The following is a 14,667-nucleotide window of genomic DNA, read 5'->3' as shown; positions in this document are numbered from 1 at the left end:
CCTATGAGACCGAGCGCCGCCCGCGCGGCGCTTCGCAGCACAAGGCTGCTCCTACATCTGTTTCGGGCCAGTCACGCCTGTGAGGGCGGCGCGCGACCGCCTTGTTGGTCCGGCACGATATCGCGCCATGCACCAAGGGATCGCGCGGAATAACTGGCCCGGAAGAAATATAGGAGCAGCCTTGTGCTGCAATGCGCCGCGCGGGCGGCGCTCGATTTCCCAGGCGCTATACCTCCCGTGGCGGGCGCCTGTCAGCCCCAAACGCGTCCTGCCCGCTATCGATACACCTACTACTAGAAGGAGCGACGCGTCTGCTGAGAGTGCGGAGGCAACTGCACCTGCGATATCGCGACTTTCATCGTCAACTCGAACCGGCTCCCCAACCCGCGCGTAGATTCATGCGACAGCGTGGCCCCCAGCAACTCGCCCATCTGCCTGCAAATCGACAAGCCGATCCCCAGCCCGCCATAACGCCGGGTCATGGAACCGTCAACCTGGAAAAAACGCTGATAAAGCGTGGCCTGGTCGAGATCATCAAAGCCGATGCCGCTGTCACTGACCGTGAAGGTAAGCGCCAAGTTGTCCGGCCCCAGGCGCTGGCCGCGCACCTGCAGCATGACCCCACCCTGATCGGTGAACTTCAGGCCGTTGTCCAGCAGGCAACCCAGGCAACGGGCCAGTTTTTGCGCATCGGACAGCAGCGCGTCTGGCAGATCGGCAGGTATGTCCAGGCTCAGGTACAACCCTTTGCCCAGCGCCTGGCCAGCGTGTGCGGCTCGCAAGCCTTGCAGCATGTTACGCAGGCTGAAGGGCGCGGCCTGCACACGCAAGCGGCCGCCCTGCAGCTCGGAGAGGGTGAGGATGTCGTCGACCATGTCCATCATGCTCTGCGCCGACGTGACCGCTGTGCGATGGTACTGGGCCATTTCGGCCTCCATCGGCAGGGTGTGCATCAGCTCAAGCGAGCCGATCACACCATTCATCGGGGTGCGCAGTTCATGGGTGACCGTGGCCAGGAACTCGTCCTTCAAGCGGTTGCTCCTGGCCAGTTGCAGGTTCAACTGCTCCAGGGTTCGACCGGTTTCACGCAGGGTCTGCGCCTGTTGCTCGCGCAGGCTGTTGATACGGTCGGCCAGCGCCAGCGACAGCAGCGCCACCTCCAGCGCCGAGCCCAACTGGCTGGCATACATCGTGATAAACACGTTCGGCAAGTAACCCAGCACCATCAAGGTGTTGACCAGCCCGCCCAGCAAAAACGCCGACCAGGCGATGATGAACCAGCGCGCCACCCGCAAACCGCGCGACCAGGCATACACGCCAGCGGCAAAGATGCTGACGGTGAACAGCAACGCCAGCACCGTGGCCATGCGCAGGGCGATGCCATACGGCATGCTCACGGCCAAGACCATCACCAGCCCACCGCCCAGCATCAGCAGTTGCAACAACCGGTCGAAGCCACGGCTGATCTTGCCCAATTGCAGAAAATGCCGGGCGAACTGGCAGCCGAACAAACCGGCAGCGCCAATGAACAAGGGCGTCGAGGCATTCGCCCACCAGGGGCTGTCCGGCCAGAAGTAGGCGACCCCCGCACCGTTCACCGAAACCTGATAAAGACCGAACGAGGCGATGTAGAGGATGTAGTAGAGGTAGCTGACATCCCGCACGCTGAGGTAGATGAACAGGTTGTACACCAGCATCACCAGCAACACGCCGTAGATCATGCCCAATACGTACAAGCGCGTGGGCTGGTCCTCCATGTAGGCCTCGGCCGACCATAGCGCCAGCGGCGCCTGCACCGAACCCTGGCTGTGCAAGCGCAAGTAGACGGTGGTCGCCTGGCCTGGGGGCAGCGGCAACTCGAACAGGTAGTTGTTCTGCCGGATCTGCCGGCTGGCGTAAGGCAAGGCGTCGCCCGTGCGCTGGGCCAGGCGGTAAGTACCGGTGCTGTCGGGCAGGTACAACTCGAGGTGATCCAGGGGGGGGTAGGCCAGTTCCAGCAGCCATTGGCGGGGGGTGGCAGTGGCCGACGGCAGGTAACGCAGGTCGATCTTCAACCAGAACACCGACGTGGAATAACCCGCGTTCAACACAGGCTCGTGATGGGCCCGAAAGTGGTTGGCGAACGTGGGCTCACTGACTTGGGCAATGCTGGTACTGCCATCAGGGTCTTCGAAGACCTGAAGGGTTTCGCCCAGCGGAAGATGGCGGGTAGCGTCGTCGAAGTCGACCGCAACGGCCAGCACGGGCAACAAGCCCAGAAGCACAATCAGCAAATAGCGCATACAGCCCCAGCATGGCCTGTCCGGTCGCGTCGCGGTTGCCTCCCATCCGTTTGAGACGACGTAATCCGGCAGAACCCGTTTGTCGAGTTATCCGAGCACTCTAGCATAGCTTTCCTACCTGGCAATCGGCCATCTCGAATTGCGGCCAAAAGGCTCTAAATCAATACTTTCAGCAGAACAACACACCTGAATCTGACCAGTCGATCAGCAAAACTCGTTTGTAGGACGATCCCCACAAATGGGTTTGGTGGTAAGCTCGCCGCCCATGAATACCTACAGCTCCCGCCCCGTTGTCCTCTGTCTCTCCGGCCACGACCCCAGTGGCGGCGCCGGCTTGCAGGCAGATATCGAAGCCCTGATCGCCCAAGGCTGTCACGCCGCACCCGCGGTGACCGCCCTGACCGTCCAGGATACCGTCAATGTTTCCGACTTCCGCGTGCTCGACCGCGAGTGGGTGCTGGCCCAGGCCAACGCCGTGCTGGCTGACTCCACGGTAGCGGCCGTCAAGCTGGGCATGCTCGGTTCGATCGACATGGTCGACACCATCGCCGAACTGCTTGCCGCCCACCCGCACCTGCCGCTGGTCTGCGACCCGGTCCTGCGTGCCGGTGGCGGTGGCCGCCTGGGCAAGGACGAAGTGGGCTACGCCGTGCGCGAACGCCTGCTGCCGCTGGCGACCATCGCCACGCCGAACCTGCCGGAAGCGCGCATTCTCGCCGAGCTGCCTGAAGGCACCGCCGACGAGTGTGCCGAGAAACTGTTGCCGTTCTGTAGACACCTGTTGATTACCGGGGGTCACGGCGACGAAGACGAAATCCACAACCGCCTGTACAGCCGCGATGGCCAACGCCTGACCTGGACCTGCCAACGCCTGCCAGGCAGCTACCACGGTTCCGGCTGCACCCTGGCCAGCGCCCTGGCCGGCCGACTGGCCCTGGGCGAAGCACTGCAAAGCGCTGTGCGCAGTGCCCTGGATTACACCTGGCGCACCCTGCGTGACGCCGAGCAACTGGGCAAGGGCCAGTACGTGCCGCGCCGCCTGCCCCTGGATTTCTGCTCCTGATACGAGGCTTTCAGATGAAGCTACGCGGTCTGTACGCAATCACCGACAGCCAGCTGCTCGCCGGCCGTTTTCTGTCCCATGTCGAAGCGGCCCTGGACGGCGGGGTGCGACTGTTGCAGTACCGCGACAAGAGTGACGACGCCGCGCGTCGCCTGCGCGAAGCCGAAGCCTTGAAGCAACTGTGCGAGCGCTACGACACCCAGCTGATCATCAACGACGACGCCGAACTGGCCGCACGCCTGGGTGTCGGCGTGCACCTGGGCCAGACCGACGGCCCGCTGACCCCGGCCCGGGCGTTGCTGGGCCGCGAGGCCATCATCGGCTCGACCTGCCACGCGCAGCTCGACCTGGCCCGCCAGGCCGCCAGCGAAGGCGCCAGCTATGTGGCCTTCGGTCGCTTTTTCAACTCCGTGACCAAGCCGGGCGCACCGGCCGCCAGCCTCGACCTGCTGGAACAGGCCCGCGCCCAGGTCAAGCTGCCGATCGCCGTGATCGGCGGCGTCACCCTCGACAACGCTGCCCCGTTGGTCGCCCATGGCGCCGACCTGCTGGCGGTGATCCACGGCCTGTTTGGTACCGATAGCGCGCAGGAAGTCACCCGCCGCGCCCGTGCCTTCAACGCCCTGTTCGCTTCCTGATTTCGAGAGAAGATCCCATGTCCCGTTCCGAAACCCTGTTCGCCCAAGCCCAGAAGCACATCCCGGGCGGCGTCAACTCGCCCGTCCGCGCGTTCAAGAGCGTTGGCGGCACGCCGCTGTTCTTCAAGCACGCCGAAGGCGCCTATGTCGTTGACGAAGACGACAAGCGCTACGTCGACTACGTGGGTTCCTGGGGCCCGATGATCCTCGGCCACGGCCACCCTGAAGTGCTCGACGCGGTGCGCAACCAGCTGCAACACGGCCTGTCCTACGGCGCCCCGACCGCCATGGAAACCGAGATGGCCGACCTGGTCTGCTCGCTCGTGCCGTCGATGGAAATGGTCCGCATGGTCAGCTCGGGCACCGAAGCCACCATGAGCGCCATCCGCCTGGCCCGTGGCTACACCGGCCGCGACGCCATCATCAAGTTCGAAGGCTGCTACCACGGCCACTCCGACAGCCTGCTGGTGAAAGCTGGCTCGGGCCTTCTGACCCAGGGCGTGCCAAGCTCGGCGGGCGTGCCGGCGGACTTCGCCAAACACACCCTGACCCTGCCGTTCAACGACATTGCCGCGGTCGAAAAAACCCTGGCTGACGTTGGCCAGACCGTGGCGTGCATCATTGTCGAGCCGGTCGCCGGCAACATGAACTGCGTACCGCCAGCCCCGGGCTTCCTCGAAGGCCTGCGCGAGCAGTGCGACAAGCACGGCGTGGTGTTGATCTTCGACGAAGTGATGACCGGCTTCCGCGTCTCGCTGGGCGGCGCCCAAGGCCACTATGGCATCACCCCTGACCTGTCGACCTTCGGCAAGATCGTCGGCGGCGGCATGCCGGTCGGCTGCTTCGGCGGCAAGCGCGAGATCATGGGCTGCATCGCCCCGCTGGGCCCGGTCTACCAGGCCGGTACCCTGTCGGGCAACCCGCTGGCCATGGCCGCCGGCCTGACCACGCTGAAACTGATCAGCCGCCCAGGCTTCCACGCCGAACTGACCGATTTCACCAGCCGCATGCTCGACGGCCTGCAACAGCGTGCCGATGCCGCTGGCGTACCGTTCGTCACCACGCAGGCGGGTGCCATGTTCGGCCTGTACTTCAGCGGCGCCGATGACATCGTCACCTTCGATGACGTGATGGCCAGCGATGCGGATCGCTTCAAACGCTTCTTCCACCTGATGCTCGACGGTGGCGTGTACCTGGCGCCAAGCGCGTTCGAGGCGGGCTTCACCTCCATCGCCCATGGCGACAAGGAGCTGCAGATCACCCTGGATGCGGCTGAAAAGGCCTTTGCTGCACTGAAGTAAACCGCCACATTTGCCCCTGTAGGAGCGCCCTTACAGCCCTTTCGCGACGTAAGGCCGCTCCTACACAATCAGCTGACTTCCCCAACCCGACAGAATTTCGCGTAAAACTTTGTAAGGTTGGCGCTGCTTATCCCATAATGTGCCACCAGAGACATTGGCCGCAGCTTTGCAGAGGTAAGTCGATCCCCATGAACCGCACCGGCCGCGCCCTGACCCTGGGCTGCCTGTTGCTTCTTCAGCCCCTGCTGGCCCTGGCGGAGGGTGGTAACTCATTGCTGATTCCAGCGACGAGCCGCTGCACCCTGAATGTTCAGCCAGAAGACCTCGCCAATGCCCTCAAGGCCTGCGAGCAGACGGCGACGACGGGGGATGCCCAGGCGCAGTTCGAACTGGGCGAGTACTACTACACCCAGACGCCCAAAGACCTGAACAAGGCCCTGAACTGGTTTCAGCAGGCCTCGTTGCAAGGTCACGCCCAGGCCCAATACCGGCTTGGCGCCATGTTTTTCCGCGGCGAAGGGGTCAAGGCCAATAACGTGCAGGCCTACATTCTGCTGAAGATGGCGGCGGTCAACGGCGCCGAAGATGCGCTGGACATGGCCGACGAAGTGACCGAGCAGATGCCCCGCGACGAGCTGGAACACGCGACCCAGGTGCTCGGCCAGATCTTCCGCAAGTACCTGCTTGAACTGCAGAACGCCGAAGGGCGCTCGCCGTTCTCGCCACTTCCCTGAAACGCCCTACTTCTCTGGCATCGGCATGGGGAACGGCATCACATTGCCGCCGCCCTTGGCCTCGCTGATCTTCGCCGTACCCAAGCGCTCGACCTCGTCGATGCGCACGATCGAATGCATCGGCACGAAGCTGCGGATCACGCCCTCGAACTGGCTCTTGAGCTTCTCTTCGCTGGGGTCGACCACCACCTGGGTGCGCTCGCCGAAGACGAACTCCTCGATTTCCAGGAAGCCCCACAGGTCGCTCTGGTAGATCTGCTTGGCATACATCTCGAAGACCTGCCCCTGGTTGAGGAAGATCACTTTATAGATGGCGGGTTCGCGTTTGCTCATGGTTGGCGGGATAACACATGCGTAAGAAAAGGTGCGCATCATAGCAGTGCCGGCCTCTTCGCGGGTAAACCCGCTCCCACAGGCTCTCCACCGGCCTTGAAACCTGCGCAGTACCTGTGGGAGCGGGTTCACCCGCGAATAGGCCAGAACAGGCCCTACATACCGTTGAACGTTTCAGTGCTTTCGCCACTGCCATTCAAGGGTTATTCTTGAGCTCACACCCATTGCCGTCGGGCGGCTAAAAACGACCTTGAACGCACCCATAGAACCTCATCGTTTCATCCTCGAACCTTTCGAGGCCCACCGTTTCGCCAACTTGTGCGGCCAGTTCGACGAGCACCTGCGCCTCATCGAGCAACGCCTGGCCATCGAGATCCGCAACCGCGGCAATCAGTTCGAACTGATCGGCGAACCCAAGACCACCTCCGCTGCCGAGCAACTGCTGCGCCGCCTCTACCGCGAGGCCAAGGCCACCGACTTGTCGCCAGAAACGGTCCACCTGTACCTGCAGGAATCGACCGTCGAGAACATCGACAACCCGGCGGTCAACGAGGTCAGCGTCTCGTTGCGCACGCGCAAGGGCAACATTCGCCCGCGCGGTGTCAACCAGCAGCGGTACGTCAAGGAAATCCTGGCCAACGACATCAACTTCGGCATCGGCCCGGCCGGTACCGGCAAGACGTACCTGGCCGTGGCCTGTGCCGTAGATGCCCTGGAGCGCGAGCAAGTGCGCCGCATCCTGCTGGTACGCCCGGCAGTCGAAGCGGGCGAAAAGCTCGGCTTCCTGCCCGGTGACCTGGCACAGAAGATCGACCCGTACCTGCGCCCGCTGTACGACGCCCTGTACGAAATGCTGGGCTTCGAACACGTGGCCAAGCTGATCGAGCGCCAGGTAATCGAGATCGCCCCGCTGGCCTACATGCGTGGCCGTACCCTGAACAACAGCTTCATCATCCTCGACGAAAGCCAGAACACCACGCTCGAGCAGATGAAGATGTTCCTCACCCGCATCGGCTTCGGCTCGACGGCGGTGATCACCGGTGACATCACCCAGGTCGACCTGCCCCGTGGCACGAAGTCGGGCCTGGCGCACGTGATCGAGGTGCTCCGGGACGTTCCGGGTATCAGCTTTACCCATTTCCAACCCAAAGATGTGGTTCGTCACCCACTGGTGCAACGCATCGTCGAGGCCTACGACCGCTTCGAAGGCCGTCAGGCCAAGCCAGAGGCACCCGGCAAAGATGCTTGAACTTGACTTGCAACGGGCCACGGACGCCGCCGCCCCTGACGATGCTGCCTTCCGCCGCTGGTGCGAGTTGGCCCTGCGCCAGCGCAGCGCCGACTCGGAGATGACCATCCGCCTGGTCGACGAAGCCGAAGGCCGCGAGCTGAACCACACCTACCGGCACAAGGACTACGCGACCAATGTGCTGTCGTTCCCGGCCGACGTGCCTGATGACCTGCTCGATATCCCCCTGCTGGGCGACCTGGTGATCTGCGTGGCGGTGGTCGAGCGCGAGGCCGCCGAACAGGGCAAAACCCTGGAGGCCCACTGGGCGCACCTGGTCATCCACGGCTGCCTGCACTTGCTCGGCTACGACCACATCGACGATGACGAAGCCGAGGAAATGGAAGCCCTGGAACGAGAATTGCTGGCAGAACTGGGTCACCCTGACCCGTATGCCGACGATGAAGACGAAACCATCACACACTGATACTGCAAGGATCACGAGAACCGCCATGAGCGAAGATCGATCGAGCAACGGGCAAAAGTCCTGGCTGGGTAAACTGACCCAGGCTTTTGCCCATGAGCCGAAAAACCGCCAGGAGCTCCTTGAGCTGCTGCGCGAAGCCCATCAGAACAAGCTGCTCGACAGCGAAGCGCTGACCATTGTCGAAGGCGCTATCCAGGTTGCTGACCTGCAGGTGCGCGACATCATGGTGCCGCGCTCGCAAATGATCAGCATCAAGGCCAGCCAATCGCCTCGCGAGTTCCTGCCGGCGGTGATCGACGCCGCGCACTCGCGCTACCCGGTGATCGGCGAAAGCCACGATGATGTGCTGGGCATACTGCTCGCCAAGGACCTGCTGCCGCTGATCCTCAAAGAGAACGGCGACAGCTTCAACATCAAGGACCTGCTGCGCCCGGCCACCTTCGTGCCGGAGTCCAAGCGCCTGAACGTGCTGCTGCGCGAGTTCCGCGCCAACCATAACCACATGGCCGTCGTCATCGACGAATACGGCGGTGTGGCAGGCCTGGTGACCATCGAGGACGTGCTCGAACAGATCGTCGGTGACATCGAGGACGAACACGACGTCGAGGAAGACAGCTACATCAAGCCGCTGCCCAGCGGCGACTTCCTGGTCAAGGCGCTGACCCCGATCGAGAACTTTAACGAGTTCTTCGACAGCACCTTCTCCGATGACGAATTCGACACCGTGGGCGGCCTGGTGATGAGCGCGTTCGGGCACCTGCCCAAGCGCAACGAAACCACCGAGATCGGTGCCTACAAGTTCCGCATTCTCAATGCCGACAGCCGGCGGATTCACCTGCTGCGCCTGACACCGATCACCCGCTAAGGACAATCATGCGTTGGATCACCCGCCCCGGCTGGCCCGGTAACCTGCTGGCCATGGCGGCCGGCGCTTCCACCCTCCTGGCCCTGGCGCCGTTCGACATCTGGCCGCTGGCCCTGTTGTCCATCGCCCTGCTTTACCTTGGCCTGCGCGAGCTCAGCCCGCGCCAGGCCATGGGCCGCGGCTGGTGTTTCGGCTTTGGCCTGTACGGCGCCGGCACCTGGTGGATCTACGTCAGCATGAACACCTACGGCGGCGCTTCGCCGCTGCTGGCGATCCTGCTGCTGCTGGCGTTCTTCGCCGCCCTTGCCTGGTTCTTCGCCCTGCCCACGTGGCTGTGGGCGCGCTGGCTGCGGCGCAACGAGGCGCCGCTGGCCGATGCCTTGTGCTTCGCTGCCCTGTGGCTGTTGCAAGAGGCCTTCCGGGGCTGGTTCCTGACCGGCTTCCCCTGGCTTTATGCGGGCTACAGCCAGCTCGATGGCCCCTTGGCGGGCTTGGCGCCGCTAGGCGGCGTGTGGCTGATTTCCTTCACCCTGGCGCTTAGCGCTGCCTTGCTGTGCAACCTGCATCGGCTACGCGCCCGGCCCTCGTTCCTGGCCGTCGCCGGCGTGCTGTTGCTGGGCCCCTGGGTACTGGGCATGGCCCTCAAGGGGCACGCCTGGACCAAGCCTGCGGGTGATCCGCTCAAGGTGGCCGCCATCCAAGGCAACGTCGAGCAAGAGGTGAAATGGGACCCCGCGCACATCGACGCGCAGCTGGCGTTGTACCGCGACATGACCTTCACCTCGAAGCCCGTAGACCTGCTGATCTGGCCCGAAACCGCGGTCCCGGTGCTCAAGGACCAGGCCCAGGGCTACATCGACGTGATGGGCCGCTTTGCCGCCGAGCGGCATTCGGCGCTGATCACCGGCGTCCCCGTACGTGAGGTGGTGCACCACCAACGCCGCTATTACAACGGCATCACCGTGACCGGCGAAGGCGACGGCACCTACCTCAAGCAGAAACTGGTGCCGTTTGGCGAGTATGTGCCGCTGCAAGACATGCTGCGTGGCGCGATCGAGTTCTTCAACCTGCCCATGTCGGACTTTGCCCGGGGCCCCGAAGACCAGCCGCTGTTGCAGGCCAAGGGTTACCAGATCGCGCCGTACATCTGCTACGAAGTGGTCTACCCCGAGTTCGCGGCGAGCCTGGCGGCGCGCAGCGACCTGCTGCTGACCATCAGCAACGACACCTGGTTCGGCACCTCCATCGGCCCCCTGCAACACCTGCAGATGGCGCAGATGCGGGCACTGGAAGCCGGCCGCTGGATGATCCGCGCCACCAACAACGGCATAACCGCGCTGATCGATCCGTTCGGGCGCATTACCACGCAAATTCCGCAGTTCCAGCAGGCGGTGCTGTATGGCGAGGTGGTGCCGATGCAGCAATTGACGCCTTACCTGCAGTGGCGCTCGTGGCCGCTGGCGATCCTCTGTGTGCTGTTGCTGGGCTGGGCGTTGCTGGCCGGGCGCATCGCCAAGACCGTTTGAGTTCTCCTGCACCGGCCTCTTCGCGGGTAAACCCGCTCCCACAGGATCTCCACTGGCCTCGACGACAGTGGAGACCCTGTGGGAGCGGGTTTACCCGCGAAGAGGCCAGCACAAGCAATACAAGGCTCAATAGAACAACCGATACCCCAACAACCCAACGGCTTCATTGAGCAACTGCCCGCTTTGCCACATGGCCCGGCTCTCCGGCAGCAACCCACCGAACGGCCGTGCATGATCACGCCCGAGGAATCCCACCGGCGCCGGCACCACCTCGAACCCGGCCTGCTCGAAGCTCCAGCGCGAGCGCTGCATGTGCCACGCCTGGGTCACCACCACCACCCGGCGGATACCCAACGGCTGCAACACCTTGGCGCTCATCTGGGCATTTTCCCAGGTCGTGCGGCTGTCCTCTTCCTTCCACTTCACCTGCACCGCGAAATCCTCATGCAGGCGGTCCGCCATCAACCGCGCCTCGCTCGGCGGCGTACCGTAGTGCAAGCCACCGCTGGTCAGCACCGGCAACCCCGACGCCTTGGCCAGCCGCGCAGCAAAGCGCATGCGCTCAAGGGCCGTTGCCGTAGGCTGGTCATCCCCACCCCAAGCCGGGTCGCCGCGCTCACGCCCGGCACCTAGCACGACGATGGCATCCGCCCTGCCGGCAAGGCCCGCCCACTCGCTGACCTGCAAAGGCGGTTCGGTTTCCAGCAACCGTGCCGACTCCTGCACCACCAGGGGCAAACTCATCAGCCACAGGCCACCCAGCCCCACTGCAAAGCACAGCCCCGCCAGCCGCGGGCGGCGGGTACGCAGCCACCAGGCGGCCAGCAGCAGCAGGAACAGGACGCCCGGCGGCATCAGCCATTGCTTGATGAAGAATCGAATGGGCATCGGCTACACCTCCATGGAAGGCGTGCAGCCTAAGAGGATCGACGCCGGGCAACAAGTGTGCGGCCGGCGACGATCGTGAGAAGTGTATTGAAGAACCGGCGCGCGATGGCCTGCGCCTGGCGTCCTGAACGGCTAACGATGCGGCAGCGTCCTGGATCTCGCCGTGCTGGCGGGGCGTTTCTTGTCCTTGAGCCAGATGATCTTGGCCGATGTCGGCTCCGCTTGCGGGTAACTGCCGGCACAGGCATTTTGGCGCTCCGGAAGGGATTCCAGGTAGGCCTTGATCACTTCGAACTCTGCGTGGCTAAGGCCGCGCAACTCCAGCTCGGCTGGACTCTCGTCGCGCAATCGTACCGACGTCCGGGCAACTTCCAATGCCAGGCCAAGGCGGTCGATCAGGCGTTCGTAAAGCTCCGGTTTGATTGCGGGTAGCTGCGTCTCTCCCATCCGTTCACCTCATTGAAGATAAAAATATCTCCCCCCACACCTGAGCTTAGCGTCACTCTAAAAAGCAGCCGTTTGCCGCGACCAGCGGGCATTCACAATCAAGGTTTCCCACGATGCGCAGCGCTGCTGTATGCTACGGCGTTCACTCTAAACGACACCGGAGTACCGGTTGCAGCGAGGTTCCGCTGCCTGGAACAAGGTCTCTTCTCTCTCAGCCAAAAGTAGCCATGCACGAACAATACACGCCCCGTGATATCGAAGCCGCCGCCCAGAACTTCTGGGACGAGCAACAATCGTTCGCTGTTACCGAACAGCCAGGCAAAGACACCTACTATTGCCTATCGATGTTCCCGTACCCGAGCGGCAAGCTACACATGGGCCACGTGCGCAACTACACCATCGGTGACGTGATTGCCCGCTACCAGCGCATGCTGGGCAAAAACGTCCTGCAGCCGATGGGCTGGGACGCTTTCGGCATGCCCGCGGAAAACGCGGCGATGAAAAACAACGTCGCCCCGGCCAAGTGGACGTACGAAAACATCGACTACATGAAGACCCAGCTCAAGAGCCTGGGCCTGGCCATCGATTGGGCACGTGAAGTCACCACCTGCAAGCCGGACTACTACCGCTGGGAACAGTGGCTGTTCACCCGCCTGTTCGAAAAGGGCGTCATCTACCGCAAGAACGGTACCGTGAACTGGGACCCGGCCGACCAGACCGTGCTCGCCAACGAGCAGGTCATCGACGGCCGTGGCTGGCGTTCGGGCGCGCTGATTGAGAAGCGCGAAATCCCGATGTACTACTTCCGCATCACCGACTACGCCGACGAGCTGCTCGAGAGCCTCGACGAGCTGCCGGGCTGGCCTGAACAGGTCAAGACCATGCAGCGCAACTGGATCGGCAAATCGCGTGGCATGGAAGTCCAGTTCCCGTTCGACCAGGCCAGCATCGGCCACGAAGGCGCCCTCAAGGTCTTCACCACCCGTCCTGACACGCTGATGGGCGCCACCTACGTCGCCGTCGCCGCCGAACACCCGCTGGCCACCCAGGCTGCCCAAGGCAACCCGGCGCTGCAGGCGTTCATCGACGAGTGCAAGAGCGGCAGCGTCGCCGAGGCCGATATGGCCACCCAGGAGAAGAAGGGCATGCCCACTTCCCTGCTGGTCGAACACCCGCTGACCGGCGAGAAGCTGCCGGTTTGGGTCGCCAACTACGTGCTGATGCACTACGGCGATGGCGCCGTGATGGCCGTGCCGGCCCACGACGAGCGCGACTTCGAGTTCGCCCACAAGTACAACCTGCCGGTCAAAGCCGTGGTGCGCACCAGCGCTGGCGATGAAGTCGGCAACGAGTGGCAGGCTGCCTACGGCGAGCATGGCCAACTGATCAATTCCGGCGAGTTCGACGGCCTGGACTTCGCCGGCGCTTTCGACGCCATCGAAGCCGCCCTGATCCGCAAGGAACTCGGCAAGTCGCGCACCCAGTTCCGCCTGCGCGACTGGGGCATCAGCCGTCAGCGTTACTGGGGCTGCCCGATCCCGATCATCCACTGCCCGTCCTGCGGCGACGTGCCGGTGCCGGAAGACCAGCTGCCGGTCACCCTGCCAGAAAACGTGGTACCGGACGGTGCCGGCTCGCCGCTGGCGCGCATGCCCGAGTTCTACGAATGCACCTGCCCGAAATGCGGCACGGCGGCCAAGCGCGAAACCGACACCATGGACACCTTCGTCGAGTCGTCCTGGTACTTCGCCCGCTACGCCTCGCCAAACTACGACCAAGGCCTGGTCGACCCTAAAGCCGCCAACCACTGGCTGCCGGTCGACCAGTACATCGGCGGTATCGAGCACGCGATCCTGCACCTGCTGTACGCGCGCTTCTTCCACAAGCTGATGCGTGACGAAGGCCTGGTCACCTCGAACGAGCCGTTCAAGAACCTGCTGACCCAGGGCATGGTAGTCGCCGAGACCTACTACCGCGTTGCCAGCAACGGCGGCAAGGACTGGTTCAACCCGGCCGATGTCGAGATCGAACGTGACGCCAAGGCCAAGATCATTGGCGCCCGCCTGAAGACCGACGGCCTGCCAGTGGAAATCGGCGGCACCGAGAAGATGTCGAAGTCGAAGAACAACGGCGTCGACCCGCAATCGATGATCGAAGCCTACGGCGCCGATACCTGCCGCCTGTTCATGATGTTCGCATCGCCGCCCGACATGAGCCTGGAGTGGTCCGATTCCGGCGTCGAAGGTGCCAGCCGCTTCCTGCGCCGTGTCTGGCGTCTGGCCCAAGGCCACGTCAGCCAGGGCCTGCCGGGCAAGCTGGATGTCGCCACGCTGGACGACGCGCAAAAGGTCATCCGCCGCGCCATCCACGCCGCGATCAAGCAGGCCAGCACCGACGTGGGCCAGTACCACAAGTTCAACACCGCCATCGCCCAGGTGATGACCGTGATGAACGTCCTGGAAAAGGCCCCGCAAGCCACCGAACAGGACCGTGCCCTGCTGCAGGAAGGCCTTGAAGCCGTCACCCTGCTGCTGGCGCCGATCACCCCGCACATCTCCCACGAACTGTGGAAGGCGCTGGGCCACGACCAGGCGGTCATCGATGCTGGCTGGCCAGCCGTCGACGAGAGCGCACTGGTACAGGACAGCATCGTCCTGGTGGTGCAGGTCAACGGCAAGCTGCGTGGCCAGGTCGAAATGCCGGCCGCCGCCAGCCGCGAGGAAATCGAAGCCGCCGCCCGCAGCAACGAGAATGTCCTGCGCTTCATCGATGGCCTGACCATCCGCAAGGTCATCGTGGTACCGGGCAAGCTGGTCAACATCGTCGCCAATTGATGGCACGCCCGCCCGCAGGTTCTGCGGGCGGGCGGTACAGG

The 14,667-nt window shown here is 63.6% G+C and carries 13 protein-coding genes; 9 read left to right on the top strand and 4 right to left on the bottom strand.

Going from position 1 to position 14,667, the window contains the following annotated elements; translation table 11 throughout:
• Positions 1–293: 293 nt before the first annotated feature.
• The gene (locus D886_RS0103810; protein WP_027592632.1) at positions 294–2,282 is read right to left on the bottom strand and encodes a hybrid sensor histidine kinase/response regulator; all 1,989 of its coding nucleotides are present in this window, start codon (positions 2,280–2,282) and stop codon (positions 294–296) included.
• A 265-nt stretch (positions 2,283–2,547) separates the two neighbouring features.
• On the opposite strand from D886_RS0103810, the gene D886_RS0103805 reads away from it, so the two are divergent.
• From D886_RS0103805 to D886_RS0103790, 4 genes are all read left to right on the top strand, one after another.
• A complete protein-coding gene (locus D886_RS0103805) occupies positions 2,548–3,345 on the top strand; it encodes a hydroxymethylpyrimidine/phosphomethylpyrimidine kinase (RefSeq protein ID WP_027592631.1) in 798 nt (265 codons plus the stop codon).
• 14 nt (positions 3,346–3,359) lie between these two features.
• Positions 3,360–3,983, top strand: a complete 624-nt coding sequence (gene thiE, locus D886_RS0103800; RefSeq protein ID WP_027592630.1) for a thiamine phosphate synthase — start codon at positions 3,360–3,362, stop codon at positions 3,981–3,983.
• Between the two features lie 17 nt (positions 3,984–4,000).
• A complete protein-coding gene (gene hemL / locus D886_RS0103795) occupies positions 4,001–5,284 on the top strand; it encodes a glutamate-1-semialdehyde 2,1-aminomutase (protein WP_027592629.1) in 1,284 nt (427 codons plus the stop codon).
• Between the two features lie 188 nt (positions 5,285–5,472).
• Entirely contained in the window at positions 5,473–6,018 is a 546-nt protein-coding gene (locus tag D886_RS0103790; RefSeq protein WP_027592628.1) for a tetratricopeptide repeat protein, read from the top strand.
• Between the two features lie 6 nt (positions 6,019–6,024).
• Here the strand turns inward: D886_RS0103790 and D886_RS0103785 are convergent, their stop codons facing one another.
• A complete protein-coding gene (locus D886_RS0103785) occupies positions 6,025–6,351 on the bottom strand; it encodes a DUF1820 family protein (RefSeq protein WP_027592627.1) in 327 nt (108 codons plus the stop codon).
• A gap of 250 nt (positions 6,352–6,601) precedes the next feature.
• On the opposite strand from D886_RS0103785, the gene D886_RS0103780 reads away from it, so the two are divergent.
• Genes D886_RS0103780 through lnt form a run of 4 tightly spaced genes read left to right on the top strand, consistent with a single transcriptional unit; the run spans position 6,602 to position 10,457 of the window.
• Positions 6,602–7,600 (top strand): PhoH family protein, encoded by a 999-nt coding sequence (locus tag D886_RS0103780; RefSeq protein WP_027592626.1) that lies wholly within the window; start codon positions 6,602–6,604, stop codon positions 7,598–7,600.
• Positions 7,593–8,066, top strand: coding sequence for an rRNA maturation RNase YbeY (gene ybeY / locus D886_RS0103775; protein ID WP_027592625.1), 474 nt, complete (start codon positions 7,593–7,595; stop codon positions 8,064–8,066). Before D886_RS0103780 ends, ybeY begins: the two co-directional genes overlap by 8 nt.
• Before the next feature lie 25 nt (positions 8,067–8,091).
• On the top strand, positions 8,092–8,931 hold the full coding sequence (locus D886_RS0103770) for an HlyC/CorC family transporter (protein ID WP_027592624.1): 840 nt from the start codon (positions 8,092–8,094) through the stop codon (positions 8,929–8,931).
• An 8-nt stretch (positions 8,932–8,939) separates the two neighbouring features.
• Complete coding sequence (lnt, locus tag D886_RS0103765; RefSeq protein ID WP_027592623.1) at positions 8,940–10,457, top strand: apolipoprotein N-acyltransferase; 1,518 nt, start codon at positions 8,940–8,942, stop codon at positions 10,455–10,457.
• Positions 10,458–10,583: 126 nt separating this feature from the next.
• On the opposite strand, the gene D886_RS0103760 is transcribed toward lnt, so the two are convergent.
• Both D886_RS0103760 and D886_RS0103755 read right to left on the bottom strand, forming a co-directional pair.
• Positions 10,584–11,345, bottom strand: coding sequence for a YdcF family protein (locus D886_RS0103760; protein WP_027592622.1), 762 nt, complete (start codon positions 11,343–11,345; stop codon positions 10,584–10,586).
• Positions 11,346–11,477: 132 nt separating this feature from the next.
• Positions 11,478–11,792, bottom strand: coding sequence for a hypothetical protein (locus D886_RS0103755; protein ID WP_027592621.1), 315 nt, complete (start codon positions 11,790–11,792; stop codon positions 11,478–11,480).
• 227 nt (positions 11,793–12,019) lie between these two features.
• On the opposite strand from D886_RS0103755, the gene leuS reads away from it, so the two are divergent.
• Positions 12,020–14,626, top strand: coding sequence for a leucine--tRNA ligase (gene leuS / locus D886_RS0103750; RefSeq protein WP_027592620.1), 2,607 nt, complete (start codon positions 12,020–12,022; stop codon positions 14,624–14,626).
• The last annotated feature ends 41 nt before the right edge of the window (positions 14,627–14,667 follow it).

Origin of the sequence: Pseudomonas sp. LAIL14HWK12:I7 (genome assembly GCF_000483465.1) — a bacterium.
Classification (GTDB): Bacteria; Pseudomonadota; Gammaproteobacteria; order Pseudomonadales; family Pseudomonadaceae; genus Aquipseudomonas; species Aquipseudomonas kermanshahensis.
Note: the sequence above shows the minus strand (reverse complement) of the source record. Positions and strands in the feature narration are given on the sequence as shown.